Annotated in this window: 25 protein-coding genes, 5 tRNA genes and 2 other annotated features; of the genes, 2 read left to right on the top strand and 28 right to left on the bottom strand. The window is 33.1% G+C overall.

The features are described 5' to 3' along the window. Positions 1 to 119: 119 nt before the first annotated feature. The gene (locus bsdE14_RS00585) at positions 120 to 896 is read left to right on the top strand and encodes a hypothetical protein (RefSeq protein ID WP_264847971.1); all 777 of its coding nucleotides are present in this window, start codon (positions 120 to 122) and stop codon (positions 894 to 896) included. A gap of 197 nt (positions 897 to 1,093) precedes the next feature. Here bsdE14_RS00585 and bsdE14_RS00590 read toward each other — a convergent pair whose 3' ends face one another. The 10 genes from bsdE14_RS00590 to ytxC form a co-directional block, all read right to left on the bottom strand. Next, on the bottom strand, positions 1,094 to 1,690 hold the full coding sequence (locus bsdE14_RS00590) for a cell division protein ZapA (RefSeq protein ID WP_264847973.1): 597 nt from the start codon (positions 1,688 to 1,690) through the stop codon (positions 1,094 to 1,096). Positions 1,691 to 1,775: 85 nt separating this feature from the next. Further along, entirely contained in the window at positions 1,776 to 4,154 is a 2,379-nt protein-coding gene (pheT, locus tag bsdE14_RS00595; protein WP_264847975.1) for a phenylalanine--tRNA ligase subunit beta, read from the bottom strand. 43 nt (positions 4,155 to 4,197) lie between these two features. Further along, positions 4,198 to 5,217 carry a phenylalanine--tRNA ligase subunit alpha gene (gene pheS, locus bsdE14_RS00600; RefSeq protein WP_264847976.1) on the bottom strand — a complete coding sequence of 340 codons (1,020 nt, stop codon included), beginning with the start codon at positions 5,215 to 5,217 and terminating at the stop codon, positions 4,198 to 4,200. Positions 5,218 to 5,269: 52 nt separating this feature from the next. Beyond that, positions 5,270 to 5,481, bottom strand: a binding site (T-box leader). A gap of 29 nt (positions 5,482 to 5,510) precedes the next feature. Beyond that, positions 5,511 to 6,305, bottom strand: coding sequence for a TrmH family RNA methyltransferase (locus bsdE14_RS00605; protein WP_264847977.1), 795 nt, complete (start codon positions 6,303 to 6,305; stop codon positions 5,511 to 5,513). A gap of 12 nt (positions 6,306 to 6,317) precedes the next feature. After that, positions 6,318 to 6,980: a potassium channel family protein gene (locus bsdE14_RS00610; RefSeq protein WP_264847978.1), complete on the bottom strand. Its 663-nt coding sequence runs from the start codon at positions 6,978 to 6,980 to the stop codon at positions 6,318 to 6,320. An 11-nt stretch (positions 6,981 to 6,991) separates the two neighbouring features. Next, positions 6,992 to 8,338, bottom strand: a complete 1,347-nt coding sequence (locus bsdE14_RS00615; protein ID WP_264847979.1) for a TrkH family potassium uptake protein — start codon at positions 8,336 to 8,338, stop codon at positions 6,992 to 6,994. A 102-nt stretch (positions 8,339 to 8,440) separates the two neighbouring features. After that, positions 8,441 to 8,800: a 50S ribosomal protein L20 gene (rplT, locus tag bsdE14_RS00620; RefSeq protein WP_264847980.1), complete on the bottom strand. Its 360-nt coding sequence runs from the start codon at positions 8,798 to 8,800 to the stop codon at positions 8,441 to 8,443. A gap of 34 nt (positions 8,801 to 8,834) precedes the next feature. Next, positions 8,835 to 9,032 carry a 50S ribosomal protein L35 gene (gene rpmI / locus bsdE14_RS00625; protein ID WP_264847981.1) on the bottom strand — a complete coding sequence of 66 codons (198 nt, stop codon included), beginning with the start codon at positions 9,030 to 9,032 and terminating at the stop codon, positions 8,835 to 8,837. A gap of 19 nt (positions 9,033 to 9,051) precedes the next feature. Continuing rightward, positions 9,052 to 9,573: a translation initiation factor IF-3 gene (infC, locus tag bsdE14_RS00630; RefSeq protein ID WP_264847982.1), complete on the bottom strand. Its 522-nt coding sequence runs from the start codon at positions 9,571 to 9,573 to the stop codon at positions 9,052 to 9,054. A gap of 44 nt (positions 9,574 to 9,617) precedes the next feature. Next, positions 9,618 to 9,729: a sequence feature (ribosomal protein L20 leader region), on the bottom strand. A 102-nt stretch (positions 9,730 to 9,831) separates the two neighbouring features. Then, on the bottom strand, positions 9,832 to 10,731 hold the full coding sequence (gene ytxC, locus bsdE14_RS00635) for a putative sporulation protein YtxC (RefSeq protein ID WP_264847984.1): 900 nt from the start codon (positions 10,729 to 10,731) through the stop codon (positions 9,832 to 9,834). A gap of 154 nt (positions 10,732 to 10,885) precedes the next feature. Here ytxC and bsdE14_RS00640 point away from each other — a divergent pair, with 154 nt between their 5' ends. Beyond that, entirely contained in the window at positions 10,886 to 11,584 is a 699-nt protein-coding gene (locus bsdE14_RS00640) for a DUF6873 family GME fold protein (RefSeq protein WP_264847985.1), read from the top strand. Positions 11,585 to 11,686: 102 nt separating this feature from the next. On the opposite strand, the gene bsdE14_RS00645 is transcribed toward bsdE14_RS00640, so the two are convergent. From bsdE14_RS00645 to bsdE14_RS00730, 18 genes are all read right to left on the bottom strand, one after another. After that, a tRNA-Cys gene (locus tag bsdE14_RS00645) sits at positions 11,687 to 11,760 on the bottom strand. A 5-nt stretch (positions 11,761 to 11,765) separates the two neighbouring features. Continuing rightward, a tRNA-Gly gene (locus bsdE14_RS00650) sits at positions 11,766 to 11,841 on the bottom strand. Between the two features lie 7 nt (positions 11,842 to 11,848). Then, positions 11,849 to 11,924, bottom strand: a tRNA-Phe gene (locus bsdE14_RS00655). Positions 11,925 to 11,957: 33 nt separating this feature from the next. Next, positions 11,958 to 12,034 (bottom strand) — tRNA-Asp (locus tag bsdE14_RS00660). Between the two features lie 6 nt (positions 12,035 to 12,040). After that, positions 12,041 to 12,116, bottom strand: a tRNA-Val gene (locus bsdE14_RS00665). A gap of 226 nt (positions 12,117 to 12,342) precedes the next feature. Beyond that, positions 12,343 to 13,227 (bottom strand): Hsp33 family molecular chaperone HslO, encoded by an 885-nt coding sequence (gene hslO, locus bsdE14_RS00670; protein WP_264847986.1) that lies wholly within the window; start codon positions 13,225 to 13,227, stop codon positions 12,343 to 12,345. Between the two features lie 35 nt (positions 13,228 to 13,262). Further along, a complete protein-coding gene (locus bsdE14_RS00675) occupies positions 13,263 to 14,000 on the bottom strand; it encodes a class I SAM-dependent DNA methyltransferase (protein WP_264847987.1) in 738 nt (245 codons plus the stop codon). Between the two features lie 89 nt (positions 14,001 to 14,089). Beyond that, positions 14,090 to 14,377, bottom strand: coding sequence for an alpha/beta-type small acid-soluble spore protein (locus bsdE14_RS00680; protein ID WP_264847988.1), 288 nt, complete (start codon positions 14,375 to 14,377; stop codon positions 14,090 to 14,092). A gap of 117 nt (positions 14,378 to 14,494) precedes the next feature. Next, complete coding sequence (locus tag bsdE14_RS00685; RefSeq protein ID WP_264847989.1) at positions 14,495 to 16,159, bottom strand: peptide ABC transporter substrate-binding protein; 1,665 nt, start codon at positions 16,157 to 16,159, stop codon at positions 14,495 to 14,497. 63 nt (positions 16,160 to 16,222) lie between these two features. Continuing rightward, positions 16,223 to 17,200, bottom strand: a complete 978-nt coding sequence (locus bsdE14_RS00690) for an ABC transporter ATP-binding protein (RefSeq protein ID WP_264847990.1) — start codon at positions 17,198 to 17,200, stop codon at positions 16,223 to 16,225. Next, a complete protein-coding gene (locus bsdE14_RS00695) occupies positions 17,193 to 18,209 on the bottom strand; it encodes an ABC transporter ATP-binding protein (RefSeq protein WP_264847991.1) in 1,017 nt (338 codons plus the stop codon). Before bsdE14_RS00695 ends, bsdE14_RS00690 begins: the two co-directional genes overlap by 8 nt. A gap of 9 nt (positions 18,210 to 18,218) precedes the next feature. After that, positions 18,219 to 19,139: an ABC transporter permease gene (locus tag bsdE14_RS00700; RefSeq protein WP_264847992.1), complete on the bottom strand. Its 921-nt coding sequence runs from the start codon at positions 19,137 to 19,139 to the stop codon at positions 18,219 to 18,221. 8 nt (positions 19,140 to 19,147) lie between these two features. Then, positions 19,148 to 20,068, bottom strand: coding sequence for an ABC transporter permease (locus bsdE14_RS00705; protein ID WP_264847993.1), 921 nt, complete (start codon positions 20,066 to 20,068; stop codon positions 19,148 to 19,150). A gap of 176 nt (positions 20,069 to 20,244) precedes the next feature. Then, a complete protein-coding gene (locus bsdE14_RS00710; protein ID WP_264847994.1) occupies positions 20,245 to 21,201 on the bottom strand; it encodes an ABC transporter ATP-binding protein in 957 nt (318 codons plus the stop codon). Next, positions 21,201 to 22,220, bottom strand: a complete 1,020-nt coding sequence (locus bsdE14_RS00715) for an ABC transporter ATP-binding protein (protein ID WP_264847995.1) — start codon at positions 22,218 to 22,220, stop codon at positions 21,201 to 21,203. Before bsdE14_RS00715 ends, bsdE14_RS00710 begins: the two co-directional genes overlap by 1 nt. A 19-nt stretch (positions 22,221 to 22,239) precedes the next feature. After that, positions 22,240 to 23,160, bottom strand: coding sequence for an ABC transporter permease (locus bsdE14_RS00720; RefSeq protein ID WP_264847996.1), 921 nt, complete (start codon positions 23,158 to 23,160; stop codon positions 22,240 to 22,242). A gap of 11 nt (positions 23,161 to 23,171) precedes the next feature. Further along, the gene (locus bsdE14_RS00725; RefSeq protein ID WP_264847997.1) at positions 23,172 to 24,104 is read right to left on the bottom strand and encodes an ABC transporter permease; all 933 of its coding nucleotides are present in this window, start codon (positions 24,102 to 24,104) and stop codon (positions 23,172 to 23,174) included. Positions 24,105 to 24,183: 79 nt separating this feature from the next. Continuing rightward, entirely contained in the window at positions 24,184 to 25,902 is a 1,719-nt protein-coding gene (locus bsdE14_RS00730) for a peptide ABC transporter substrate-binding protein (protein WP_264847998.1), read from the bottom strand. Positions 25,903 to 26,534 lie beyond the last annotated feature (632 nt).

The raw sequence follows: 26,534 nt of genomic DNA on the forward strand, positions 1-26,534 counted from the left end.
ACTTAATATATACTTATATCCACTACATTTTCTATCACATATTTTCTTTCTTTGCATAAACTGTATATTGAAAGCTAATTTAATAATGTGTACAAAGTATAATTAGAGGAGGATATAAAATGTCCATTAATCACAACAAATTCATATCACGTCCTGGTATTGTTAACAAACAAGGATATTTGCCTGATCCAACAGAGCTAGTTTGTATTGAAGTTCCTAAAATTTTTGATCAAGTACTGATTAAGAGATGTCTCATATATGGTGAAGGACCAGATACAGATACCACTGACGAAGAACTAAGAAGTAATGCTCTTAATAGTCCTAAAAGATATTTAGGTTGCAGAGATTTTAGTGTAAAAATAACATCTGTAGATAAAACTCCTTTAAAAAAGGACCCAAACTATAAAAAAGTAATTGCAGGATTTGTAATAAGCTTCTATATGGATTATATAGATGGAGCTGGAGTAAACCAATCCGAGCTATTTGAAATAAACAGAACTGAGATTATTCCTAAAATGTACTGTCCTGATTCAGTAGCGCAAATTTCAGCTAGCTTCTTACCAGTACAGCAGGCTCTAGATCTCAATCCTGAGATAGTCAAACTTGAAATGGTAGCTGAATGTTTAGATGGAAAGATAGCAACCAATTCCCTTAGTCAAGAAGTTATAGATTTGACACTTGGCTTCCATCTTATAGTAAAATGTGAGCTTATTGCACAAGTGCTAATCCCTTCTTATGAATACATTCCTTCTCCTACTTTATTTGAAGCAGAGGTTGAAGAAGCACCAAGTGAGAGATTTGAAAAACAACCTATTCCAAAATTTTATCCTGATTTGAATTTAAAGCCTCTATTTCCTGAATGCACTGACTGCGCTGATTTTGATGATAAAGAATAAATAATCTTTATTTGCATTCTTTCTTATACTTCTAATTAATATTATTCTATGTAAATTAACATAGTAATCTTATTTCACTTTAAAGATTAAATCTAATTCATAAAAAAACACTATCATATTTGATAGTGTTTTTTTACTTATTTCATTTTTGACTTCTCAAATTAAACAAAAAGCTGAAAATAGTAATTATAAAAAATTTAATCCTCACTTAGTAGCGAATTCTCTAGACTTTTTTTGGCCTTTACTAAATCAATCTGATTATCAATTAGCTTATGCTGCAAATCTATCAACTTATATTTAGTAGATTGAAGCTGGAATTTCAAATCTTTATTCTCTGATTTTAGCTTATTTTTCTCATCTAAAGATAAAGCTTCGGTTTGTTTGATTTTTTCTAACTCCCCATTGAGCCTTTCGATTTCAAGATCCTTTTCCCTTAATAAATCATTATTGCTGGCTTTAATAAGTCTTTCATCTAATTCTTTATTTTTCTGTTCACTTTCTGCAAGCTGTTTCATTAATTCTGCTGTTTCTTTTTTATAATTTCCCTCACTTTTTTCTAAAGCTTCAAGTTCCTTGTCAAGCTTTTCAAATTCCTCATAGCACTTAAACAACTCATCTACTGCATTTAATGCAGTTAAAACAGCTGCCGAAGTAGTACTGAGCTTATTGTTACCTTCCATAAAATGATTTATTTTTTTGTCAACATAGTTTGCAACCCTTTGTAAATATTCCTCTTTTTCCTCACCTTTAAGATGATAATCAATTCCATTTATATTAACCGTAACCACGTTCATGGCATCACCCTCTTAGATAGAATAAAACTTTAATAATTTTATTTTAACATATTTTTCATATGCAGAAAACAAAATTATTATTATTCTATCTTAATTGAGCACCTAATTGGTATTCTAATGAACGTAAAATCTTTTCATGTACTTTATTTACTTCTTCATCAGTAAGAGTTTTATGCTCAAGTCTGTAAACCAATGAATATGCTATGCTTTTTTTATCGGCTGGAATTTGTGATCCTTTGTAAACATCGAATAGCTTGAAGCTTTCAAGCATACTTCCACCTTGTTTTTTGATTATATCTTGTATTTGTTGTACAAGTACATTTTCATCAACAATAATAGCCATATCCCTTGTCACAGCTGGGAATTTTGGTAATGAGCTATACTTTTTATCTAAGTTCGCAGCATTAAATAATACATCTAAATTTATTTCTGCCACAAAGCATCGAGAATCAATTCCATAATTATCACTAACATCTGGATGAACCTCGCCTAGTATTCCTACTAATTCCTTTCTTATATATAATGCTGCAGTTTTTCCAGGATGATAGCTCACATTGCTGCTTTCTCTTTGGAAAGAAACATTGTTTATTCCTAGAATATCTATTATATTTTCTACAATTCCCTTTAAATCAAGATAATCAACATTTCCATACATTCCTATTGTAGCTATATTTCTCTCCTCTGGAAGTTTGCTGCTGTCATTACTGGGAATGTATACTTTTCCAATTTCAAATAATCTTGCTTCTTCATTATTTCTTGAGTAATTTCTAGCTAAAGCTTCCATCATTGAAGGCAAGGAAGTTGTTCTCATAATGCTATAATCTTCACCTAGTGGGTTTCTAATAACTACTGCATTTCTTAACGTAGAATCTTTTGGCAAAAGAATTTTATCAAAAACCTTTGGGCTAACAAAAGAATAGCTAATTGATTGATTTAGTCCATTGCCTATTAAAGCTGATACAAGTTTATCTTCTAAATGCTGCTTCTTATTCTTGCCGCCTCTTGTACTGCTTCCACTGAGTAAAGTAATAGGGATATTATCATATCCATAAATTCTTGCTACTTCTTCAGCCACATCTTCTTTTATGTTGATATCACTTCTAAAAGTTGGCACTGTAATTATAAGCATATTTTCTTGAATCTCAGTTATTAATTCTAACCTATCCAAATATTCTTTCATATCATTTGCTGATATTTCTGTACCTAGGAATCTGTTAATCCACTTATAGTCTACTTCTAAGGTATGTGATTCTATTTTTTCATTATAAATGTCTATGGTTCCTTCCATAACTTCACCTGCACCTAATTGTTGTACTAGGTAACATGCTCTATCCATGGCAAGCTCTACAAGATTTGGATCTAAGTCCTTTTCAAATCTCGAGGAGGCTTCAGTTCTTAATCCTAATCTTTTTGAAGATATTCTTATATTAGTTCCATCAAAATTAGCAACTTCAAATATTACAGCCTTTGTATCTTCTTTTACCTCTGAATTTAGGCCACCCATAATACCTGCTAAACCAACAGTTCTTTCTCCATCCTTAATGTTAAGCACATTGGAATCTAAAGTTCTTTCAATTTCATCAAGAGTTATGAATTTCTCTCCATCCTTTGCTCTTTCAACAACTATGGTTGAACTAGTTATTTCTCTTGAATCAAAGGCATGCATTGGCTGCCCAAGTTCTAGCATTACAAAGTTAGTTATATCAACAATATTATTAATTGGTCTTACTCCTGCATCCATAAGTTTTTCCTGCATCCAAGCTGGTGATGGAGCTATGGTAATATTTTTTACTCCTCTAGCCATATATCTTCTGCATAGATTATCTCTTACTTCTATCTTTAAGCTTTCTTTAATATTGTCCTTGCTTAAAGGAGTAAATACTGATTCTGGAACTCTGTATGGCACTCCCAAAGTAGCTGCAGTTTCTCTAGCCATACCAACCACACTTAAACAATCTGGTCTATTTGATGTAATTTCAAAATCAATTACAGCACTATCAAGTCCAAGCACCTCTTTAATATCTTTGCCTAATGGAGTATCTTGAGGTAGTATCATTAGCCCATGAACAGGCTCATCTCCTGCAATACCAAGTTCCTCTTCAGAGCACATCATTCCATTTGATACTATGCCTCTTAATTTTCCTTTTTTAATTTTAACTCCACCTGGCAGTGATGAACCATGTAGAGCTACAGGAACTATATCCCCTTCTTTCATATTGTTTGCTCCTGTAACAATTTGAATTAGTTCCTCAGAGCCGACATTTAACTGACAAATTACTAATTTCTCAGCATCTGGATGGGGTTCAATTTTCATTAGTTTTCCTGTTACTACATTTTGAATTTCATCTCCCGAGGTAATAACTTCTTCTACTTTAGAACCTGACAAGGTCAATTTGTCTCCTAATTCCTTAGGTGCTATATCAATATTAACATAATCTTTAAGCCATTTTACTGGAACCTTCATTTTTATTCCTCCTACATATTAGTTTAAATTAAAACTTAAATTTCTAAAATTGATTCAAAAATCTCATATCACTTTCATATAAAAGTCTTATATCGTCAATTCCATACTTTAACATTACTATTCTATCCAGGCCAAATCCAAATGCAAAGCCACTATAAACTTCAGGATCTATACCACAATTTCTAAGAACCTGAGGATGAACCATTCCTCCACCAAGAAGTTCAATCCATCCACTTCCTTTACAAACTTTACAACCCTCACCATTGCATACGAAGCAAGTAGCATCCATTTCACAAGATGGCTCAGTGAAAGGAAAATGGTGTGGTCTAAATTTAGTTTGAACTTTTTCTCCAAACATCTTTCTAGCAAAAAGATCAAGAGTACCCTTTAAATCTGAAAAAGTTATACCCTTGTCAACTACCAGCCCTTCTATTTGGTAGAATATTGGTGAATGTGTTGCGTCAACTGCATCAGACCTATAAACCTTACCAGGTCCTAAAATTCTTATTGGTGGTTTTTCCTTTTCCATAGTTCTTATTTGAAGAGGTGAAGTTTGAGTCCTTAAAACTACATTGTCATTTATATAGAAAGTATCCTGTTCTCCTCTAGCAGGATGATTTTTAGGTATATTAAGTGCTTCAAAATTATAATAATCAAGTTCTACTTCTGGTCCTTCAACTATTGCGAACCCCATGGATATAAAAATATCCTTGATTTCTTCTAAGCATAAATCAATAGGGTGTCTCTTTCCAATAACCTGCTTTTTACCTGGCATAGAAATATCAATAATTTCACTCTGCAGCTTCATTTCTTTTTCCTTTTTCTTTATTGCTTCTGCAGCTTCATCTATATGATTCTCTAAAGCTATTCTAACATCATTAGCAATCTTACCAACTATTGGCCTTTCCTCTGCTGATAATGCCCCCATACCTCTTAGGATTTGTGTTAATTCACCCTTTTTACCCAGATACTTAACCCTAATATTTTCTATTTCTGTTTTAGTAAGCACAGATTTAAGCTCTTCTAAGGCACTACTTTTTATTATTTCTAACTTTTCCTTCATTTAATTTTCTCCTCTCTTTAATATAAATTTAAACGACAAAAAATCCGTCCCTAAAAGGGACGGATTGTATCCGCGGTACCACCCTAATTGACAACAAGTGTCCTCTTAGTTGAAACTATCGGTTCTACCCGCTAACTGCTACTATCTTCACAATTAGAACTCCAGAGTGAACTTCAATACAAAAATACTTAAAAAGGCTTTCAGTCCATGACCTTTTCTCCCTGGAAGTTTTTTAATATCTACTCTCTCTTTCATAGTTTAAGTTTATAAAGTTTTATAGCCTATATTATAGTTTACTTGCTCGAAGTTGTCAATCTTTGTCTTACAGCTTCGAACATCATAATTGATGCTGCCACACCGGCATTTAGGGATTCTGCATTTCCAGGCATAGGTATCTTAACCCTTATATCTCCTAAAGCCATCAGTTCATCACTTATACCATTTCCTTCGTTACCAACAGTTAAAATAAATCTATCTGTAAATTTAACATTATAAAAATTTTCTGATTCCTCAAGTGTGCTGACTATAAGTTTGAATCCCTTATCCTTTAATTCTTTCACTGTGCTCATATCTATACTCTCAATTATAGGAATATGAAATATAGAGCCCATTGTAGACCTTAAGGTTTTCTCATTATATACGTCCGCTGTTCCTTTTGTAGCAATTACACCCAGAGCTCCTGCCGCATCTGCAGTCCTAATAATGGTCCCCAGATTTCCAGGATCTTGTATCTTATCAACAAGTATGTAAAATCCTTCACTATTGACTATGTGATTTTTTTTAATCTTTACAACAGCTGCTATTCCCTGAGGATTTTCCGTGCTGCTCAATATTTTTAAAATCTGATCAGTAACCCAATATACCCTTGTTTCCTTTTGAGTATATGAAGCAACCTTATATTTTTCCCATCTTTCCTTTTCTTTCTCAGAAATAAATACGGCTTTAACTTCAAAGTCTGACTGCAATGCTTCAACTACAAACCTAAATCCCTCAGCAATAAACTCAGAATTTTCAAGCCTATACCTCTTTTCTTTAAGTTTTTTCGCTTCTTTTATTAGCGAATTGTCTTTACTTTGAATTGTATCCAATATATTCACCCTTTATCTTGATATCAAGTTTTCAAATTTACTTAATTCATCAGCTCCACCGATAGCAATAATAACATCTTTTACTTCAACCATATCATCAGCTCTAGGAGCTATATTTATATTATGCTCTTTCTTAATAGCTATTACACTTATTCCATAATTAGCTCTCATATCTATTTCCTTTATAGTCTTTCCATACCATTCCTTAGGGCATTCAATTTCAGCTATATTATAATCAGGAGAAAGTTCAATATAATCTAGAATATTTGAAGATACAATACTATGAGCAACCCTAATTCCCATATCTCTTTCTGCAAATATAACTCTATCTGCTCCCACTTTATATAGCACCTTGCCATGAAGCTCATCTCTTGCCTTTGCAATTACATATTTTACTCCTAGATCCTTCACTATTATTGTAGCCATAATACTTGCTTGTATATCACTTCCGATTCCAATTACAGCCACATCAAAATTACTTATTCCTAAATCTCTTAAGCTTTTTTCATCTGAAGTATTCACTTGAGCAGCATGAGTAACATAATCAGCAATTTCATTAACCGCTTCTTCCTCAGAATCGATTGCAAGCACATCATATCCTAGATCAAATAAAGTTCTAGCAACAGATGCCCCAAAATTGCCTAAGCCAATCACAACAAATTGTCTATATTTCACAGAAAACACCCCTATCCTACTAAAATTCTATCTTCTGGGTATCTAATAGAATTTTTACTACTATTTTTAGCTAGTGCTAATGCTATTGTCATTGGACCAACTCTACCACAATACATAGTAAATGATATTAATATCTTTCCAATAAAAGTTAGCTTAGTTGTGAGTCCAAGAGTAAGTCCAACTGTGCCAAATGCAGAAGTTGCCTCATAAATTATATATTCTAAACTTGCGCCTACTTCAGTTATGGATAAAATCATTGTTACAACAAGAACCAGAGCAAAACTTATCATAGTTATTGCCATAGCTCTATATATTAAATCCTTGCCAACTCTTCTTTCAAATATTTCTGTATCATCTCTTCCTTTTATAACAGAAACAACTGTCATAATTAGAAGTCCTATAGTAGCTGTTTTAATACCACCTGCTGTAGAACCAGGCGAGCCTCCTATAAACATTAATATTACAGTTAAAAATCTTCCAGCTCCAGTCATATCCGATGTAGATATCGAATTATACCCAGCAGTTCTTGGCGTAACTGCTGCAAAAAACGATGATAAAACTTTTCCTTTTACACTCATATTCTTTATTGTCCCTGGATTATTTAACTCAAATAAAAGCATAAAAATTGATCCCCCAATAACTAATATTGCAGTTACAGCAAGTACAACTTTTGAATGAAGTGATAATTTTTTTGTTTTTCTATAATTATAGATTTCATACCAAACAGAAAATCCCAACCCACCAAAAATAATCAAAACCGCAATTGTTAATATTATTATTGGATTATCAGAATAAGGCGTTAAACTTCTAAAGTTTCCAATCAAATCAAAACCTGCATTACAAAATGCGGATATAGAGTGGAATACACTATAATATGTCCCTTTTAAGAGCCCGAATTCAGGTATAAAAGTTATTGACATTATCAGTGCACCTATACCCTCTATTAAAAAGGTAAAAATCAATACAAGTTTAGCCATTTTTACTATACCTTGAATTGAAAAAGAGTTCATAGCTTCTTGCATTACCAGTCTTTCCTTTAGTGTTATTCTCTTTCCAATCACTAGTGATATTAAAGTGGCAAAAGTCATGAATCCCAATCCACCAATTTGTATAAGGATTATTATTACTGTCTTACCAAAGTATGTCCAATGGGTTCCCGTATCCAAAGTAACAAGTCCAGTAACACAAACTGCGGATGTGGATGTAAAAAGGCAATCTATGAAAGGTGTAGATATACCATCCTGAGCTGCAATAGGAAGTTTAAGCAAAAAAGCTCCAGCTAAAATTACTACTGCAAAACCAATAGCTAATATCTGTACAGGAGAAAAGCTCATTAATTTATTAAATTTAATTTGCATATACTTCACCTCATATTCTATTATATTCCTTCAAGAATTAATTTATGGGCGAAATTTGTAGAATATAAAAATAAAAATGCAGCATAAAACTGCACTTTTATATTAAGCGTTTATTTGTTTTTTAGCTATTTCTACTAATTCTGCAAAAGCTTTTGGATCATTTATAGCTATTTCAGAAAGCATCTTTCTGTTGATGTCAATTCCTGCTAGCTTTATTCCATTCATGAATCTAGAATATGAAAGTCCATTTTGTCTTGCACCTGCATTTATTCTAGCTATCCATAGTTTTCTAAAGTCTCTTTTCTTTAACTTTCTTCCTACATATGCGTTTCTTAAAGCTCTAACTACAGTTTCATTAGCTGTTTTAAATAACTTGCTTTTTCCACCATAGTATCCTTTTGCAAGCTTTAATACTTTTTTATGATATTTACGAGCATTCATAGCTCTTTTTACTCTTGCCATTTAAAAAAACCTCCTTTTTAAGCACCTTTATCTATTATAGGTATGGTAATAATTTCTTCATTGTTTTTTCTTGAGTAACAGAAACATAAGATGTTTTTCTAAGATTTCTCTTTCTCTTTGAACTCTTCTTAGTTAATATATGGCTCTTGAAAGCGTTAGCTCTCTTAAACTTACCTGTTCCTGTTTTCTTAATTCTTTTTGCAGTACCTCTGTGAGTCTTCATTTTTGGCATAATAAATTCCTCCTCTCGATTATGCTCTTTTAGGAGCTAATATCAATATCATATTCTTTCCTTCTAATTTAGCTTGTTTTTCTACAACACATATGTCTTGTATTTTAGCTACAAAAGAATCTAATATTTTGTTTCCAATGTGAGAATGTTCAGCTTCTCTACCTCTAAATCTTACAGTGACTTTAACTTTGTCTCCATCCTGTAAAAACTTTCTAGCATTATTAGCTTTTATAGTTATGTCATGATCTTCTATGCTAGGGCTAAGTCTGATTTCTTTGATACTTACAACTTTTTGCTTCTTTTTTGCTTCTTTATCCTTTTTTGATTGCTCATAAATGAATTTACCATAATTCATTATTCTGCAAACTGGCGGATTAGCTGTAGGTGCAATAAGAACTAAATCTAATTCGCTCTCTTCAGCCATTTTCAAAGCTTCTTTAGTTGAGAGAACTCCAAGTGGTGCGTTGTCTTCACCAATTACTCTTACCTCTTTCTCTCTAATTTCTTCATTTAAAAGGTAATCTTTGCTAATAATTTTCACCTCCAGAAAGGATTTATCACAAGGTAGTATATAAACCTTTATAAATAATTAAAAAAGGACGGCAAACGCCGTCCTTATATTAAACACGAAAAAGTTTAATTGCTAACCTTACTAGCATTGCTGTAAGGTGAGAAACGGCTGTTTCTTCTTAACACAAGTAGTATTTTACCACTCAAACATTTCTATGTCAATAATTTTTTCTAAAATATTCATTTTTATGACACTATATCTGTGTTAATTTATAAACTGGCTAATTTCCTATACCTTTAACGTATTTTTTATACCCTCACATATCTTACATGAAGAACAAAATGTTACCCTGTCCAGGAAAACATTTTTTATTGTATCAAGAAGTTCCTTATTGTCACAGTTTTCTTCACAGTGAATAATAACCCTTTGAGGAGCATTTGTTATGAGCCCGCTGATTAGCATATCTTCAACACTTACAGTTCCAGTGTACCTAGCTTCTGACAATTCACTAAATAATTGTTCAAGTATATCATTACCATTTTCATCTTGGATCAAATATTCTCCATTTCCCTTTACAATAATATTAACCTCATCTATTTTACTTTCTTGAATTTCAACAAAGTATTTTAATAATTTTATAAATTCATTGTATTCTTTTTCTACCATATAATTCTCTACTATTTTATCAATTATACACTCTAAATCTTTTCTTAGTTCCTTCATTCTAAATGTGATAAATCCCTTTATATTAATTTCTTTATTTTCTTCTATACAATTAATTATTTTTTTAAGAATTGCATTTTTCTTATTCATGCAGAACACTAAGTTTTCATCCATGAATAAACCTTCATCCTTTAATGATCTAGCACTAATTTCCTTTATATCCTTCATTTCATCATATTTAAGAAAAAAATAAGTATCTGCTATAAAACTTTGTAAATCCCTTTTGCAGTACTCTTCAACAACAACATTATATAGTATATTCGAAATATATATATTAAACATATTTATTATTTTTTCATTTATATCATCAGCTTCACAATACAATTTCAAGAAGTGAGTATTTTCGCTTTTGCTTTCAGATAACCCAATTAATATGTTCTTCGATGCGAAATATTCTTTCATTTCTGAAACGTCCTCAATTATGTCTATAATGCCGCTATCATATGCAATAGTTAAAAGTAGCATATCTCACACTCCCTTCTACAAATAGTATGTGTTTAAACTTTGTGTATATGCAATATAATTAAAGCAATTATCGACAACATGGGAAAACCTATCCAAATTCATTGACACAATAGGACTCTATATATAAAATTTAAAAATATAGGAGCTGATTATTTTGAAAACTCTTTTAACTGATTACAGAATTTCAATAGAGGAAGAAAATACACTTAAAAATTTAAATTTTAATATTTTAAAAGTACCTCCATGTAAAAATCTGTATACTGCAGTATGCGGACATCCTGATATGCTTTTAAACATTGTTGAAGATAACACCATTGTACTTCATAAAGATATTGATAAAAACTTTAGCGATTATCTATCTTCAAAGTATAAAAATGTTATTTTTTCAAGTAAAAGTTTATCTAATAATTATCCAGATGATATTATGCTAAATGCCTTGAACCTAACTGAGATTTTTCTTCATTTATTAAAATATACAGATGCAAATTTACTTAATCTTGTTTCAAATAAAAAAATGATAAATATAAAGCAAGGCTACTCAAAATGTTCCACTGCTATAATCAATCATAATGCAATTATTACTAGCGATACTGGCATTGCAAAAGCATTATATACTGAAAAACTTGATGTATTATTACTTCCACCTGGCGATATCTTGCTTCCAGGGCTTGATTATGGTTTTATTGGGGGATGCTGTGGACTAGTTGAAGATAATTTACTGGCATTTTACGGTAATCTTCAATTTTATAAATACGGTTATGAAGTAATAAGTTTTCTTAAAAAACATAAAGTGGAGCCTTTATTTCTTAGAAATGGAAAGTTAATAGATAGAGGAAGCATCTTCAAACTATAATTATTCAATCTATTTTCAAGAAACTGCTTTATTAAAATGAACAAAAGCATAAAAATAGCTTAGATATTATTAATTAATATCTAAGCTATTACAGACACATTTTGGAGGCGCCACCCAGATTTGAACTGGGGATAAAGGTTTTGCAGACCTCTGCCTTACCACTTGGCTATAGCGCCATATTTGGAGCGGGAGACGGGACTCGAACCCGCGACATTCACCTTGGCAAGGTGACGCTCTACCAACTGAGCCACTCCCGCATAATTTTGGTGGCCAGACCAGGAATCGAACCAGGGACACGAGGATTTTCAGTCCTCTGCTCTACCGACTGAGCTATCTGGCCATAAAATTTATCTTAAATAGTGTATTATATAATTGGCGACTCAGAAGGGGCTCGAACCCTCGACCTCCGGCGTGACAGGCCGGCACTCTAACCAACTGAGCTACTGAGCCGCAATATGGTGGGCACAACAGGGATCGAACCTGTGACCCTCTGCTTGTAAGGCAGATGCTCTCCCAGCTGAGCTATGCGCCCATATCACTTAACACATGTTTTATTATATATTACATCTTTTTGCCTGTCAACCCTTTTTTACTTTAATTATATATTTTAGAAAGTATTCTCAAGCGGGTGACGCACTATTATATTATAAGAATTTTATTTTAATGTCAATCATTTTTAAGTCTATTAAGCTTGATTATGTGAAGATATAGCAAGACTGCTTAATATTAAGCAGTCTTGCTCAGAATAACTCATTGTTTTATCTTGAAGACTTTTCTAAAAGTTTTCCTATCTCTTCATTAGTAAATTTATAGGCTTTATTACAAAAGTGACATTTTAGTTCCTCTTCTTTACCTTCATTATATAATGCATCTAGTTCTTTTTTTCCTATACTAATTAAAGCTCTTTCAACCTTATCTCTAGAGCAATCACATGAAAACTTTGGAGTCATACTACCGACAATGTTATAATCCATACCCTCAAATATGAAATCTACTATCTGCTCAATACTCATTCCCTTAACAATTAAATCCGTTATAGAAGGTATTTCCTCAAGTCTATATGTAAGCAAATCGGCAACAAGTTCATCTGCGCCAGGCATCATCTGAATGATAAAACCTCCTGCAGCTTTTATGCTTAAATCTTTTTCTACAAGCACTCCAAGTCCAACAGCAGATGGAGTTTGCTCAGATGCAGTAAAATAATATGCTAAGTCATCTCCTATTTCACCAGACTGTATAGGGACTTGACCTACATATGGTTCTTTAAGTCCCATATCCCTAATAACTAGGAGACTTCCGTTTATTCCAATTGCTCCTCCTACATCTAGCTTGCCTTTGCTATTTAAAGGCAAGTCCACATTAGGATTACCAATATAACCTTTTACTCTAGCATCAGAATAAGATGTTGCTACAACTGTCCCAGCTTCTCCTCCTCCTGACATTTGAATGGTTATTACATCCTCTTCTGATTTAAGCATTGCTCCCATAATGCTGCCTGCAGTTATTAATCTTCCAAGTGCAGCGGCAGCAGTTGGTGCACAATTATGTATCTTTGTTGCTTCGTTTACCAAATCTGTAGTTATAGCTGCAATAATTCTTATATCTCCATTGTGAGCTGTCGCTCTTATTAATTTATCACTCATAATATCCTCCTACTCCATCTTCATTTGCTAATTTTTTATTTTTTTAAAACATAAACAATTCTTTCAGTATTCTCTTTAACATCCTTATACTCATAATTATCTAGTCTTTTAATAACACTAAATCCAACTTTTTTAAGATAATATTCAATTGTTTCTTCTTTATAGGCTCTCTCTTCATGCTCTTCATCGAACCTTTTATATAGTTCATCCTGCTTAATAAAAAAAGTTAGATACATATTTACTATGTCATCTTCAAGACTATTCTCCCATACATAGACAACATCATCACTATTATAAGTAAATATATTGTCTCCAAGAACTTCTGTAAGTTTATAATAGGAATTTATATCAAATATGAATATACCGTTTTCCTTAAGATGCTTATATACTCCAGAAAAATATAGTTCTAGCTGTTCCTCATCAATAATGTAATTTGTAGAATCCAAACAACATGTAATCAAATCAAACTTTCTATTTAACTGCAAAGATGTTATGTCCTGACAAATAAACTTAGCTTTTTTACGCTCACCTCTAAGTTTAGCTTCAGCTTCAGTTAGCATTTCCATAGACAAATCAACTGCCCAGGTATTTTTAAAATTGCAGGATAACTCTTTAGTAAGATTTCCAGTCCCGCATGCTATATCTAAATAATCTTCAAAATTAACATTTAGTTGCTTTGTTAATTCAAGTATAACATTAGCCCATCTTTTATAATCTATATCTGTATTTATAAGTTCATCGTATATTTTAGCAAAATCCTTATAGCGATTCAATTAAAATACTTCCTCTCTTTGTATTTCTTCTATAATTATTCCTATTCAAGCTAATATTATATATTTTTATCATAATAGTCAATATGAAATTATTTTTCTATATCATCTGTATTTTGTAGAGATAGCTGCGCTCCATCCATTATCTCCTTATTTTTAGGAAGGTGCATATCCTTTTTTCTCTTTGTCATAATTCCTCCTATTCTTCCAGTTTCTTCTGCAGTTAAACCACTCCATCCATATTTATCAACTTTATCTCTAAGACCTAATTCATCTGCTATTTCATATTTTATTTTTTCCCTTACTTTTTCTATTTCTGTTAATTCTTTGTTAGATTTTAACTTTGCTTTTATAACTTTTTTTAATGGTGTCTTTCCCATAAAAAACCCTCCTAATAATACTATCTGATATTTTTAACCTTAGGAGTGTTTATTATTCATAATTTAAGCATAAATAAAAGCCAGAGAAACATTTCTCTAGCTTCTACTTTATTTTATTTATTTAGCAGCAGTTTTACCTTCTATATAAGCTTTATCAAAATATATCATACCATTTGATACTCTTACTGTGCCTTTTAAGTATGGCTTAATACATACATCATCAACATAAAATGCTAGTGGTATTATTGCCATATCATCCATAAGTATCTTTTCAGCATCATGAATCATCTGCATTCTCTTTTCTGGATCCTTCTCCTTCTTTGCATTTAATACCAATTCGTCGTACTTCGGATTACTGTAATGTGCGTCATTATTTCCATCCTTAGTAACTAATATATCCATAAATGTCATTGGATCAAAGTAGTCTCCTACCCACCCATTTCTAGATAATTCAAAGTTACCTTCTTTTCTTTGAGGTACAAATACCTTCCAGTCTACTTCATTTAGTTTTATATTTATATTAAGATTCTTCTTCCACATATCCTGTACTGCTTGAGCAATTTTTGCATGGGTTTCACTCTTGTTATAAGCATATTCAAATACTGGGAAGCCCTTTCCGTCAGGATATCCAGCTTCGGCCAGAAGCTTTTTAGCTTGCTCAACATCAGCCTTATCAGTATAGAAGTCGCCCCCTACTTCTCTAAACGCCTTTCCTTCTTTAGCGTCATTAATACCATAAGGTACCCATCCTGTAGCTGCTTTTCTTCCATCTTTCCATACTGCTTCGATTAACGCTGATCTATCAATTGCTAGTGCCAAAGCTTTTCTAACCTTTGGATTGTCAAGAGGAGCTTTCATATCATTAGCACAAATATAGTAAGTTCCTATATTGGGTGTAGTTACCATCTTCTTATCTTGCACTAATTTAGGTATCTCATTGTTTGGTACTATGTCTATATAATCTGCCTCACCAGTTTCAAAAGCTGACAATGCTGAACTGTTTATAGCTATCATTGTAAACTTCATTTTCTCTATCTTTACATTTGCCTTATTCCAATAATTATCATTTTTAACAAATTCCATTTTTGAATCATGTTCCCAAACTGTCATCTTAAATGGACCATTTCCTAAATAAGTTTGAGGGTTAAGAGTCCATTTATCTGGGTCTTTTTCAACTATATCCTGTCTTACAGGCATAAGTGTTGGAAGTCCACATAATTGAAGGAAGTATGGAGTTGGATTTTCTAATTCAACTTGTAAAGTATAATCATCAGTTGCCTTTACCCCAACATCTTCTGCTTTAGCCTCTTTAGAATTGTATTTTGCACCATTCTTCAAATAGTACAATTGATTAGCATAATCTGATGCAGTAGCAGGATTTAAAACTCTCTTCCATGAATATTCAAAATCTTTTGCAGTTACTGCCTTTCCATCAGACCACTTAGCGTCTTTTCTTAAATGAAAAACATATTTAGTAGGATTTGCCTGATCAAAGTCAACTTTTTCAGCTACGGCACATTCAAGCTTGTTTTCAGCGTTAAATTTCATAAGTCCTTCAAAGTTTTGATTTGCAACTGTTGCAGCAGTTATAGTTGTTGATAATCCTGGATCGATAGTATCTGGTTCCTGTCCAAGATTATATACAAGTGATTGCTCTTCTTTTGGCTTATCTGCACTTGGTGAAGCTGGATCTTTTTTGCCTCCACAACCTGCAAATAGACTCGCTGTTATAGCAATAGTAGTAAGCATAGCTAACAGTTTTGATAAATGCCTTTTAGTCACTTTTATTCCCCCTACTTTGTTTTTTTTATTTTTTCAAAGCATAGCTTTGAAATAAATCAATTATTATTGTACCAAGTGGCAGGCTACAAAATGATTACCACCAATATCCTTTAATTCTGGATCAACTTCCTTACATACTTCCTTAGCATATCTGCATCTTCCTCTAAATCTGCATCCTGGAGGTGGATCAATAGGACTTGGTACGTCGCCCTCCAGTACTATTCTCCTTCTAGCCTCAGCCTCATCAGGATCGGGAAGTGGGATAGCTGATAAAAGAGCCTGTGTATATGGATGCATAGGTCTCGTATATAACTCATTACTTTCCGCTATTTCAACCATCTTTCCAAGATACATAACCCCAACTCTGTCAGAAATATGTTTAACCATGGACAAGTCATGTGCTATAAAAAGGTATGTCAATCCAAGGGCCTGTTGTAAATCTTCTAGCATATTAACTACCTGTGCTTGTATTGATACATCCAAAGCCGAAATAGGTTCGTCACAAACTATAAATTCCGGTTGTACAGCCAATGCTCTTGCAATCCCAATTCTCTGTCTTTGCCCTCCAGAAAACTCATGAGGATATCTATTCATGTGTTCCATATTTAAGCCTACAACATCCAGTAAGTTTTGAATTCTTTCCCTTCTCTCATTTCCTGACATTAGTTTATGAATATCTATTGATTCACCAATTATATCTCCTACAGTCATTCTAGGGTCTAAGGAAGCATATGGATCTTGAAATATTATCTGCATCTTTCTTCGATAATTAATAAGCTGTTTTTCCTGAAGATTCTCTATATGTTCTCCCCTATAGAGTATTTCTCCAGCTGTTGGTTCATATAACTTTAATAGAGTTCTTCCACAAGTTGTCTTTCCACATCCAGATTCTCCTACAAGCCCTAGTGTTTCTCCCCTTTTAATATCAAAGGAAACATCATCTACTGCCTTTACATAACTAGTTTTCTTTTCAAACATCCTTTTTTTTACTGGAAAGTATTTTTTTAAGTTTTTTACAGATAATAAATATTCTTCACTCATGCCTTTCTCTCCTTATCACTTTTGCTTGGACTACAGGTGCTCCAGGATGATTTAGCCAACAAGCTGCACTATGAGTATTGCTTAATTTAAACTCTTCAGGCATTTTATTCAAACAAATATTCATAGTATATGCACACCTAGGCGCAAACGGGCATCCCATTGGAGGTTTTAAAAGATCTGGCGGCTGCCCTTCTATAGGTTTCAGCCTCTCTTTGATTAATGTATTAGGATTTGGTACACTCTCAAGCAACCCCCATGTATACGGATGTCTTGGATTGTAGAAAATATCTCTTTTATCACCTTTTTCTACAATTCTTCCTCCATACATAACATTTATCTTATTACATACATCAGCTACCACGCCTAAGTCATGAGTAATCAAAATGATGGATGTATTTAATTTTTCTTTAATGTCTTTTAAAAGTTCAAGTATTTGAGCTTGAATTGTAACATCTAGGGCAGTGGTAGGCTCATCTGCAATTAAAAGTTTAGGTTGACATGATAATGCCATAGCTATCATAACCCTCTGCCTCATTCCACCTGAAAACTCATGAGGATATTGTTTTAATCTTTTTTCAGGACTAGGTATACCTACCAATTTAAGCATATCAATCGACACACCTCTTGCTTCTTCTTTAGATAAACCCTTATGTAATCTTAATGCTTCAAGCATTTGAGTTTCAACCTTTAATACAGGATTTAAAGAAGTCATAGGATCCTGAAAAATCATTGCAATTTTGTTTCCTCTTATCTTCTTCATTTCTTTTTCCTTCAGAGCTGTTATTTCCTCTCCATCAAACAATATACTTCCCTCTGTAATCTTCCCCGTATCAGTAAGAAGCTTCATCATAGACATCATAGTTACAGACTTGCCGCTTCCCGACTCTCCTACTATACCTACTGCTTCTCCCTTTTGTAGTGTAAAGGATATGTCTCTTACTGCTTTAACTTCACCAACATGTGTAAAGAAAGAAGTACTTAAATTTCTTATTTCCAATAAATTATCCATATATCCCACCTACTTTCTCATCTTTGGATCTAAGGCATCTCTAAGCCCATCTCCAAACAAATTAAAAGCTACCATAGTAATACATATCGCTAGTGCAGGTATAAATATCTGATAAGGATAGCTTCTATAGGTCGATAGTGCATCATTACAAAGTGTTCCTAGACTTGACATAGGTGATGCAACACCCAATCCAATAAAACTTAAGAAAGCTTCTGTAAATATTGCCTCTGGTATTGACAACGTCAATGTTACTACTATTTGACCCATACAGTTTGGAATTAGATGTCTTAAAATAATTCTTTTTTTAGATGCGCCTGAAGCTTTAGCAGCTAGCACAAATTCTTGTTCCTTAAGGGATAGCACTTGACCTCTAACTATTCTTGCCATGCCAACCCAATAAATAATTCCTAGTGTAATAAATACATTTATAAGCCCTTTTCCCAAAACCACCATTAGTAAGATAACGTATAACATCATAGGTACACTGTAAAGTACGTCAACTATACGCATCATAACGTTATCAACGTTGCCTCCGTAATAGCCTGCAACTCCGCCGTATATTACACCAATTGTAAGATTAATAAAAGCAGCCACTAACCCTACTGACAAAGATATTCTTGCTCCATACATAACCCTAACAAAAATATCTCTTCCTAAATCATCAGTTCCAAACCAATGAATTTTATCTGGCCATTTATTAGCATTTAATAGTTCATTAGTAGCGTAATCAAATTTAGATATAAACGGCCCAACTACTGCCATAACTAAAACTAATATAATAACTACCAAAGAAATCATTGCAACTTTATTTTCTTTTAATCTCCTCTTAGCATCTTGCCAATAAGTTTCACTAGGTCTCACAATTTCATTTGCTTTTTTATCTTTGCCCTCTACAAAAGCAAAGTCTGTTTTATTATAAGAACCTTCCATTGTACTCCCTACCCTTCCAATTTTATTCTTGGATCTACTAAAGCATATAGAATATCAACTACTAAATTACAGATAACCAAGAACAAGCTGTAAAATACAGTAACACCTAAAATAGCTGTATAATCTCTATTTCCTATGCTATCTACAAAGAATCTTCCAAGGCCAGGAATAGTAAATACTCTTTCAATAACAAAACTTCCAGTCAAAACCCCTGCTACCAACGGTCCTAAATAAGTTACTACAGGTAAAATTGCATTTTTCAAAGCATGCCTTAGAATTACGCTTCCTTCAGAAAGTCCTTTAGACTTGGCAGTTCTTATGTAGTCCTGTCTTACTACATCAAGAAGACTTGACCTCACAATTCTTGAAATGAATGCCATAGAAAAACCAGATAGAGCAATTGCAGGAAGCACATAATGTCTTGGACTAGTTAGTCCAAATACCGGAAACCATCTTAACTTCTCAGCAAAGACATATATAAATAGGGTAGCAATTACAAAGCTCGGAATAGTAACCCCAAGGGTACTAAGAAGCATAGTTGCATTATCCTGCCATTTTCCCTGCCTAAGAGCGGCTATTATTCCTAATACTAAACCTATTGTGAGCGCTAGAATTATTGCTACGGTACCTAATCTTGCAGAAACAGGAAAACCTCTATTTATAATATCATTAACACTAACTCCTCTCTGTTGAAAAGAGGGGCCTAAATCTAGCTTCGCTAGATTTTTAATATAATCTCCGTATTGCCACCATATAGGCTTATTTAGATTATATCTTTCTTCTATGTTCTTTTTCACCTCTGGAGGAAGAGGCTTTTCCCTATCAAAAGGTCCTCCTGGAATGGCATGGGAAAGTATAAAGGTTACAGTTACTACAACCCACAAAGTTATTAAACTAGCTCCCAGCCTTTTGAGTATGTATTTAAGCATCTCACCAACTCCTTTTCTAATAGTAATAATTTATTTACATTCTGTTAACATACTCATATATATGAATAAAAAAATTACTATATGCTAGGTTTCACACTTTATGAAATGTAAAATAGTTGTATCAAAGTTATTTCAAAAAATAAAAAAAGACGGTGGGAGATAATTCTCCCAACCGTCTAGTAGAGATGACAAGCCACAAAATGTTCTTTTTCTACTTCCTTAAATACAGGTGACTGTTCGCTGCAAATAGGTTTTGCATATTTACATCTAGCCGCAAATCTACATCCTGGTTTAGGATTGATAGGACTAGGAACTTCACCTTCCAGCATGATTCTTTGTCTATTCTTTTCCACTTCTGGATCTGGAATAGGAATCGCTGAAAGTAGCGCCTGTGTATAAGGATGTAAAGGTTTAGAATATAAATCGTGGCTGCTTGCTAACTCAACCATAGTGCCCAAATACATAACTCCAACTCTATCAGAGATATGCTTAACCATTGAAAGGTCATGGGCAATAAATAAGTAGGTTAATCCAAGTTCCCTTTGAAGTTTAATCAAAAGGTTAACTACTTGAGCTTGAATAGAAACGTCAAGTGCTGATATAGGTTCATCACAAACTATAAAATCAGGTTCGATAGCTAGTGCTCTTGCTATACCTATTCTTTGTCTTTGTCCTCCAGAAAACTCATGAGGAAATCTGGAAGCATGTTCTTTGTTAAGTCCAACAAGCTCTAGTAGCTTAAATATTCTATCAGTTCTTTCTTGTCCTTTATGCAAATTGTGTATATCAATACCTTCTCCAATTATATCTCCAACTGTCATTCTAGGATTTAAGGATGCATAAGGATCCTGGAATATAATTTGAGCTCTTCTTGCAAATTTTTTCTTATCATGCTTGTTTAAGCTATGAATTTCTACTCCATCAAAAGTTACTGTACCACCAGTTGCAGAATATAATCCCATAACTGTTCTTCCGCAAGTAGTCTTACCGCAGCCTGATTCACCAACAAGGCCTAAAGTTTCTCCTTTTTTTATATCAAAACTTACATCATCAACTGCTTTTAGTACAGCATCTTTTCCTACTTTAAAATACTTTTTAAGATTTCTAACTTCAATTAAATTTTCGCTAGCCATTATTTTGCACCTCCAATGCCTTCTGGTAACTCAACCTTTGGTGCCAGTGGATGCTTTAACCAACATTGAACTTCATGACTATCACTCAATTTAGTTACCTCTGGCATAGCCTCTTTACAAATAGGCATAGCATAATCACATCTTGAAGCAAATGGACATCCAACAGGAGGCTTTAACAAGTCTGGTGGCGTACCTTTAATTGAATACAATTCATGTTTATGGCCAGTATCCAATCTAGGAACGGACTTTAATAGTGCCCAAGTATATGGATGTTGAGGATTATAGAATATTTCATCTGTAGTTCCTCTTTCAATAATCATACCAGCATACATAACTTGTATTCTATGAGCAACGTCAGCAACAACTCCAAGGTCATGAGTTATAAGTATTACTGCAGTACCTAATTTTTCTTGAAGGTCAGCTATTAGCTCCATTATTTGAGCTTGAATAGTAACATCAAGTGCTGTTGTAGGCTCATCTGCTATAAGAATCTTAGGGTTACATGCTAGCGCTATAGCTACCATAGCTCTTTGTCTCATACCACCTGAAAATTCATGTGGATACTGATTAATTCTTTTATCTGCATTAGGAATATTAACAAGCTGAAGCATTTTAACTGCTTCCTTTAAAGCTTCTTGCTTATTCATTCCTCTGTGAATTACTAAACTTTCTGCAATTTGCTTTCCAATGGTCATTGTTGGATTAAGAGAAGTCATAGGGTCTTGGAATATCATACTAATATCCGCACCTCTTATTTCTCTTAACTCTTTTTCATCAAGTTTTGTTATATCTTTACCATCAAATAAAATTTGAGATTCTTTTTTTATTTCTCCAGGAGGAGTTTGTATAAGTCTCATAATTGACTTAGCTGTAACTGATTTTCCACAACCTGATTCACCAACTACTGCTAATGTTTCACCTTTATTTAAATGAAAACTTACTCCTCTAACGGATTGAACTTCCCCAGCATAAGTATGATATGATACTCTTAAGTCTTTTACTTCTAAAATCTTTTCCATGATTTATCCTCCCCCACAACTATTGACGTAATCTTGGATCTAGAGCGTCTCTTAATCCATCACCTAGTAAGTTAAATGATAACATTGTCAAACTGATAAATAGTGCTGGGAAAAATAATTGATATGGATAGAACATTATATTTTGTTGTCCTGCAGAAGCTAAGGCACCCCAGCTTGTTTCTGGAGACTTAACTCCAAGCCCTATAAAGCTAAGCCAAGCTTCAGCAAATATATATTGAGGTACGTCAAATGTAATTGAAACAATCATAACTCCTATGGTATTTGGAATTAAGTGTCTCATTATTATTCTTGAAGGATTAGCTCCTAGTGCTTGAGCAGCTAAAACATATTCCTGCTCCTTTATTTGTAAGAGCTGTCCTCTAACAAGTCTTGCCATTCCACACCAACCTTCAAATGCCAAAGCAATAATTACAGAGCCTATACCTGCATTTGGGAATAGTAAGGAAATCAAAATAACAACTATTAAGTATGGAATACTACCTAATATTTCTACAATTCTCATCATAATATCATCAACGAAGCCGCCAAAATATCCAGCAATACCACCATAGAGTACACCTATTGTAGTATCACAAAAAGCACCTACTAAACCAATTATCATGGAGATTCTTCCACCTCTCCATACTCTGGCAAACATGTCTCGACCTAAAAGATCTGTTCCAAACCAATGTGTTCCATTTGGGCTAGCATTAACCGCATTGGTATCTATAGCATCATAAGGAAACTTAGTTATAAACGGTCCTATTATTGTCATGATACCAATTAAAATTAATATAATAAGTGAAGCTATCGCTACCTTATTTTGCTTTAATCTTCTCCAGGCATCTTGCCAATAGGTCATATTAGGTCTTAATATTTTTTCAGCATCAGAATTTTCACAACCAACTATCTGAAACTTATCTCTTGATAATTCTGCCATCGCTTTACCCCCTATCTCTTTTCGCCTGTTATTCTAATTCTTGGATCAACTAAGCCGTAAACTATGTCAACAATTATTAGAGAAGATATATATAGGAAGGCAAAGAAAATAGTTTGTCCCATAATCATAGTAAAATCTCTATCATTAACACTGCCTACAAAGAATTGTCCAAGTCCTGGTATTGCAAATATTGTTTCTATAACAAAGGCACCAGTGATAACACCTGCGATTTGAGGTCCTAAAATAGTAATAGCAGGTAATATAGCATTTCTAATTATATGCTTCCAAACCAAGGAAATATTAGAAACTCCCTTTGATCTAGCAGTTAATATATAGTCTTGTCCAATAACATCAAGACAATTTGCTCTCATATATCTTGAATAAGTTGCTATTGAACCAAAACTTAATGCTATGGTAGGTAATATTGTATACTTGAATGAGCCCCAACCTGTTGTTGGCAACCATTCCAATTTTACAGTAAATCCGTATTGTAATAATGCAGCTATAACGAAACTAGGTATTGAAACACCTAACAGCGCTATAAAAATAACTAAATAATCAGGCCATCTGCCTCTATTAAAGGCAGCTATAATTCCAAGAGTACATCCTATAACAAATCCCATAAATACACCCTGTAAGCCTAATCTTGCAGAAGCAGGAAAATATGTTGCTATACTTTCTTTAACATCTCTTCCTGGGTAAACCATAGATTGTCCAAGATCACCATGTAGAATATTAACTAAGTATGTTTTATATTGTGTAGTTAAAGGTTGATTTAAACCATATTTTTCATAAAAGTTTATTCTTGCTTGCTCTGGCAGCTTTCTAGCTTGAGCTGTCAGTGGATCTCCAGGTATTGAATGCATTAGTACAAATGTTACAGTTATTATTACCCAGAGAGTCAGTAACATATAGCCAATTCTCTTAGCTAAGAATTTTAGCATTTGTCATCCCTCCAAAATATAAATGGTTGCAACAGGACTGTGCCTGTTGCAACTAATTTGTATTTTTCTCTATATATTATTATTTAGCTGGTCTTCCTTGAGTATATGCATACTTGAACTCTTGCAATTGTCCAAAGTTAACAAACATTGCGTTCTTTACATACTTGTATTCATAATATGCATACTTTCTGTAAATTACTGGAGTAATAACTGATTGGTCAACTAAGAAGAACTTTTCAGCATCAGCAAATGCTTGAGTTCTAACCTTTGGATCTATTGAGTTAGAAGCTTTTTCTATGAATGCATCATAGTCTTTGCTTTCCCAACCAGTAGGAACCATGTTAGCACCAGTCATCCACATATCCATAAATGTCATTGGGTCATTGTAGTCAGCACCCCAAGCCATACCACCAAGTTGGTATTCCATCTTGTCAGTCATGTTTTGGAATATATTCCACTCAACATACTTAATAGTCATCTTAATGCCTAGAGCTTTTTGGTATGTTTGTTGATAGTATTCAGAAATTTCTTTTGATTGAGCATCTGTACCTGATGATAAGTACTCAACAGATATCTTGCTAGGATCATCTCCTAAGCCAAGTTCTTTAAGACCTTCTATAAATAGAGCTTTTGGATCTTTGTTTGCATCTGCAAGCTTCTTTATTGGTTCTTCAACCTTAGATCTGAATTCTTCTCCACCTATTAGAATTTCGTTTGGTACCCATCCATAAGCTGGTTTTCCAAGACCTTTGTAAAGAGTCTTAACTATATCTTCTCTGTTAAGTGCAAGTGAGAACGCCTGTCTTACCTTAACATTACTGAATATGTTCTTTTGTCCATTGTATTCTGGCTTAGTGTTATAGAATTGGTATACGCTGGAACCATCAAATCCTTCAAGTTTAGTAAACTTGCCAGCTTGATCATACTTTTGCATCCACTCTGTTTTTCTTACACCACCGATATCAGTAGATCCATTATAAAGTTCTTTCATTCTAGCTTCTTCATCTTTTATAATTTTGAAGTTAACTGTATTTAACTTAACATTCTTTGCATCCCAGTAATCAGCATTCTTTTCAAGAGTGAACTTGTTTTGGTGAACCCATTCTTTGATTTTGAATGGTCCGTTGAATACTAGAGTATTAGCTTCAGTACCATATTTATCTCCAGCTTTTTCAACTACATCTTGTCTTTGTGGTAAGTAAACTTTAAAGTTTGTAGTATCTAGGAAATATGCTGTTGGTTTAGCAAGTGTGATAACAAGAGTCTTGTCATCAGTAGCCTTAACTCCAACTGCATCTTTTAGTGCAGCTGCCTTTGCATCATCCTTAGCTGAGTTATACTCTTGTGCTCCCTTTATTGGATATAGGAAGAAAGCATATTGAGCAGCAGTTTTTGGATCCAATGTTCTCTTTATGCTGTATTCATAATCCTTTGCGGATACAGCCTTTCCATCTGACCACTTCATATCTCTGATTTTGAATGTCCAAGTTAATCCATCATCAGATTTTGTCCAGCTTTCAGCTCCTGCTGGCTTTGTAACTTCTTTACCCTTATCATCTTTTTCAAGTCTAGTAAGGCCTTCAGTTACTTCTTGAAGAATTTGTGAAGAATATAAATCCTTCGCCTTTGAAATATCAAGTGTTTGAGGTTCAGCTTTAAGGAACGCATTTACATATTGATCCTTGTCGATTTCAGTTTTGCTAGTATCAGAAGCAGCTTTTTTTCCGCAACCAGCTAAAACTGTTGTAGCTACTACTGCTGTTGCTAGCACTGTAGCCATTATCTTTTTGCTATTCATCTAAATTCCCCCTTTTATGTTTTTAATAAGTTTTTCACTTATTATATATATTAAGCAATCTTACGACTGCTCATATACGCTGATATGTATATAATAATTCAACTAAAAATTAAAAAATCCTTCTAAAATTAACAGAAAATTTTAATTTTTATTTTATTTTATAAATAGTTTGAATATTTGTCAATATGTGAACATTTAAATATGTATTTTATTGCAATTGAACAACTATTTTCAATTTGAAATTTTAATAATGAATGTTCAGCAATATAGAATATTGCATGCAATATTACAAAATAGTTTCACTATTGAATTTGATTCACTTCAAATTTTCATTTTTATCATATTATCATAGAATTATTTCCTTGTCAACGAAGGATTTCATGTTTTTTATATCCACCAGTCGAGTCTTTATATTTCAAATATTCCAACCAATGAATTATTGCCTTCGTTTTTTTAGGAGTGTTAATATATTTTATTTTTCATAAATATATTTTATACACTATTAATTACATAATACTTCCTTATTAATATAACTATAATCATAAAATAATATCCACAATAAATATGAAACATTATTTTATTAAAATTTCTATGATAATTGTATGTAATTTTTTTATCTTTAGTTATATAAT

This window comes from Clostridium omnivorum (assembly GCF_026012015.1).
Lineage (GTDB): Bacteria > Bacillota > Clostridia > Clostridiales > Clostridiaceae > Clostridium_AX > Clostridium_AX omnivorum.

Coding starts and splice junctions, on each gene's coding strand:
- bsdE14_RS00730 (WP_264847998.1), bottom strand. CDS start 25,902: ATGAATAGCAAAAAGATAATGGCTACAGTGCTAGCAACAGCAGTAGTA.
- ytxC (WP_264847984.1), bottom strand. CDS start 10,731: ATGCTACTTTTAACTATTGCATATGATAGCGGCATTATAGACATAATT.
- hslO (WP_264847986.1), bottom strand. CDS start 13,227: ATGAGTGATAAATTAATAAGAGCGACAGCTCACAATGGAGATATAAGA.
- bsdE14_RS00720 (WP_264847996.1), bottom strand. CDS start 23,160: ATGGCAGAATTATCAAGAGATAAGTTTCAGATAGTTGGTTGTGAAAAT.
- bsdE14_RS00590 (WP_264847973.1), bottom strand. CDS start 1,690: ATGAACGTGGTTACGGTTAATATAAATGGAATTGATTATCATCTTAAA.
- pheS (WP_264847976.1), bottom strand. CDS start 5,217: ATGAAGGAAAAGTTAGAAATAATAAAAAGTAGTGCCTTAGAAGAGCTT.
- bsdE14_RS00680 (WP_264847988.1), bottom strand. CDS start 14,377: ATGGGAAAGACACCATTAAAAAAAGTTATAAAAGCAAAGTTAAAATCT.
- rplT (WP_264847980.1), bottom strand. CDS start 8,800: ATGGCAAGAGTAAAAAGAGCTATGAATGCTCGTAAATATCATAAAAAA.
- bsdE14_RS00705 (WP_264847993.1), bottom strand. CDS start 20,068: ATGCTTAAATACATACTCAAAAGGCTGGGAGCTAGTTTAATAACTTTG.
- bsdE14_RS00715 (WP_264847995.1), bottom strand. CDS start 22,220: ATGGAAAAGATTTTAGAAGTAAAAGACTTAAGAGTATCATATCATACT.
- rpmI (WP_264847981.1), bottom strand. CDS start 9,032: ATGCCAAAAATGAAGACTCACAGAGGTACTGCAAAAAGAATTAAGAAA.
- pheT (WP_264847975.1), bottom strand. CDS start 4,154: ATGAAGGTTCCAGTAAAATGGCTTAAAGATTATGTTAATATTGATATA.
- bsdE14_RS00690 (WP_264847990.1), bottom strand. CDS start 17,200: ATGAGTGAAGAATATTTATTATCTGTAAAAAACTTAAAAAAATACTTT.
- bsdE14_RS00695 (WP_264847991.1), bottom strand. CDS start 18,209: ATGGATAATTTATTGGAAATAAGAAATTTAAGTACTTCTTTCTTTACA.
- bsdE14_RS00725 (WP_264847997.1), bottom strand. CDS start 24,104: ATGCTAAAATTCTTAGCTAAGAGAATTGGCTATATGTTACTGACTCTC.
- bsdE14_RS00615 (WP_264847979.1), bottom strand. CDS start 8,338: ATGCAAATTAAATTTAATAAATTAATGAGCTTTTCTCCTGTACAGATA.
- bsdE14_RS00710 (WP_264847994.1), bottom strand. CDS start 21,201: ATGGCTAGCGAAAATTTAATTGAAGTTAGAAATCTTAAAAAGTATTTT.
- bsdE14_RS00700 (WP_264847992.1), bottom strand. CDS start 19,139: ATGGAAGGTTCTTATAATAAAACAGACTTTGCTTTTGTAGAGGGCAAA.
- bsdE14_RS00585 (WP_264847971.1), top strand. CDS start 120: ATGTCCATTAATCACAACAAATTCATATCACGTCCTGGTATTGTTAAC.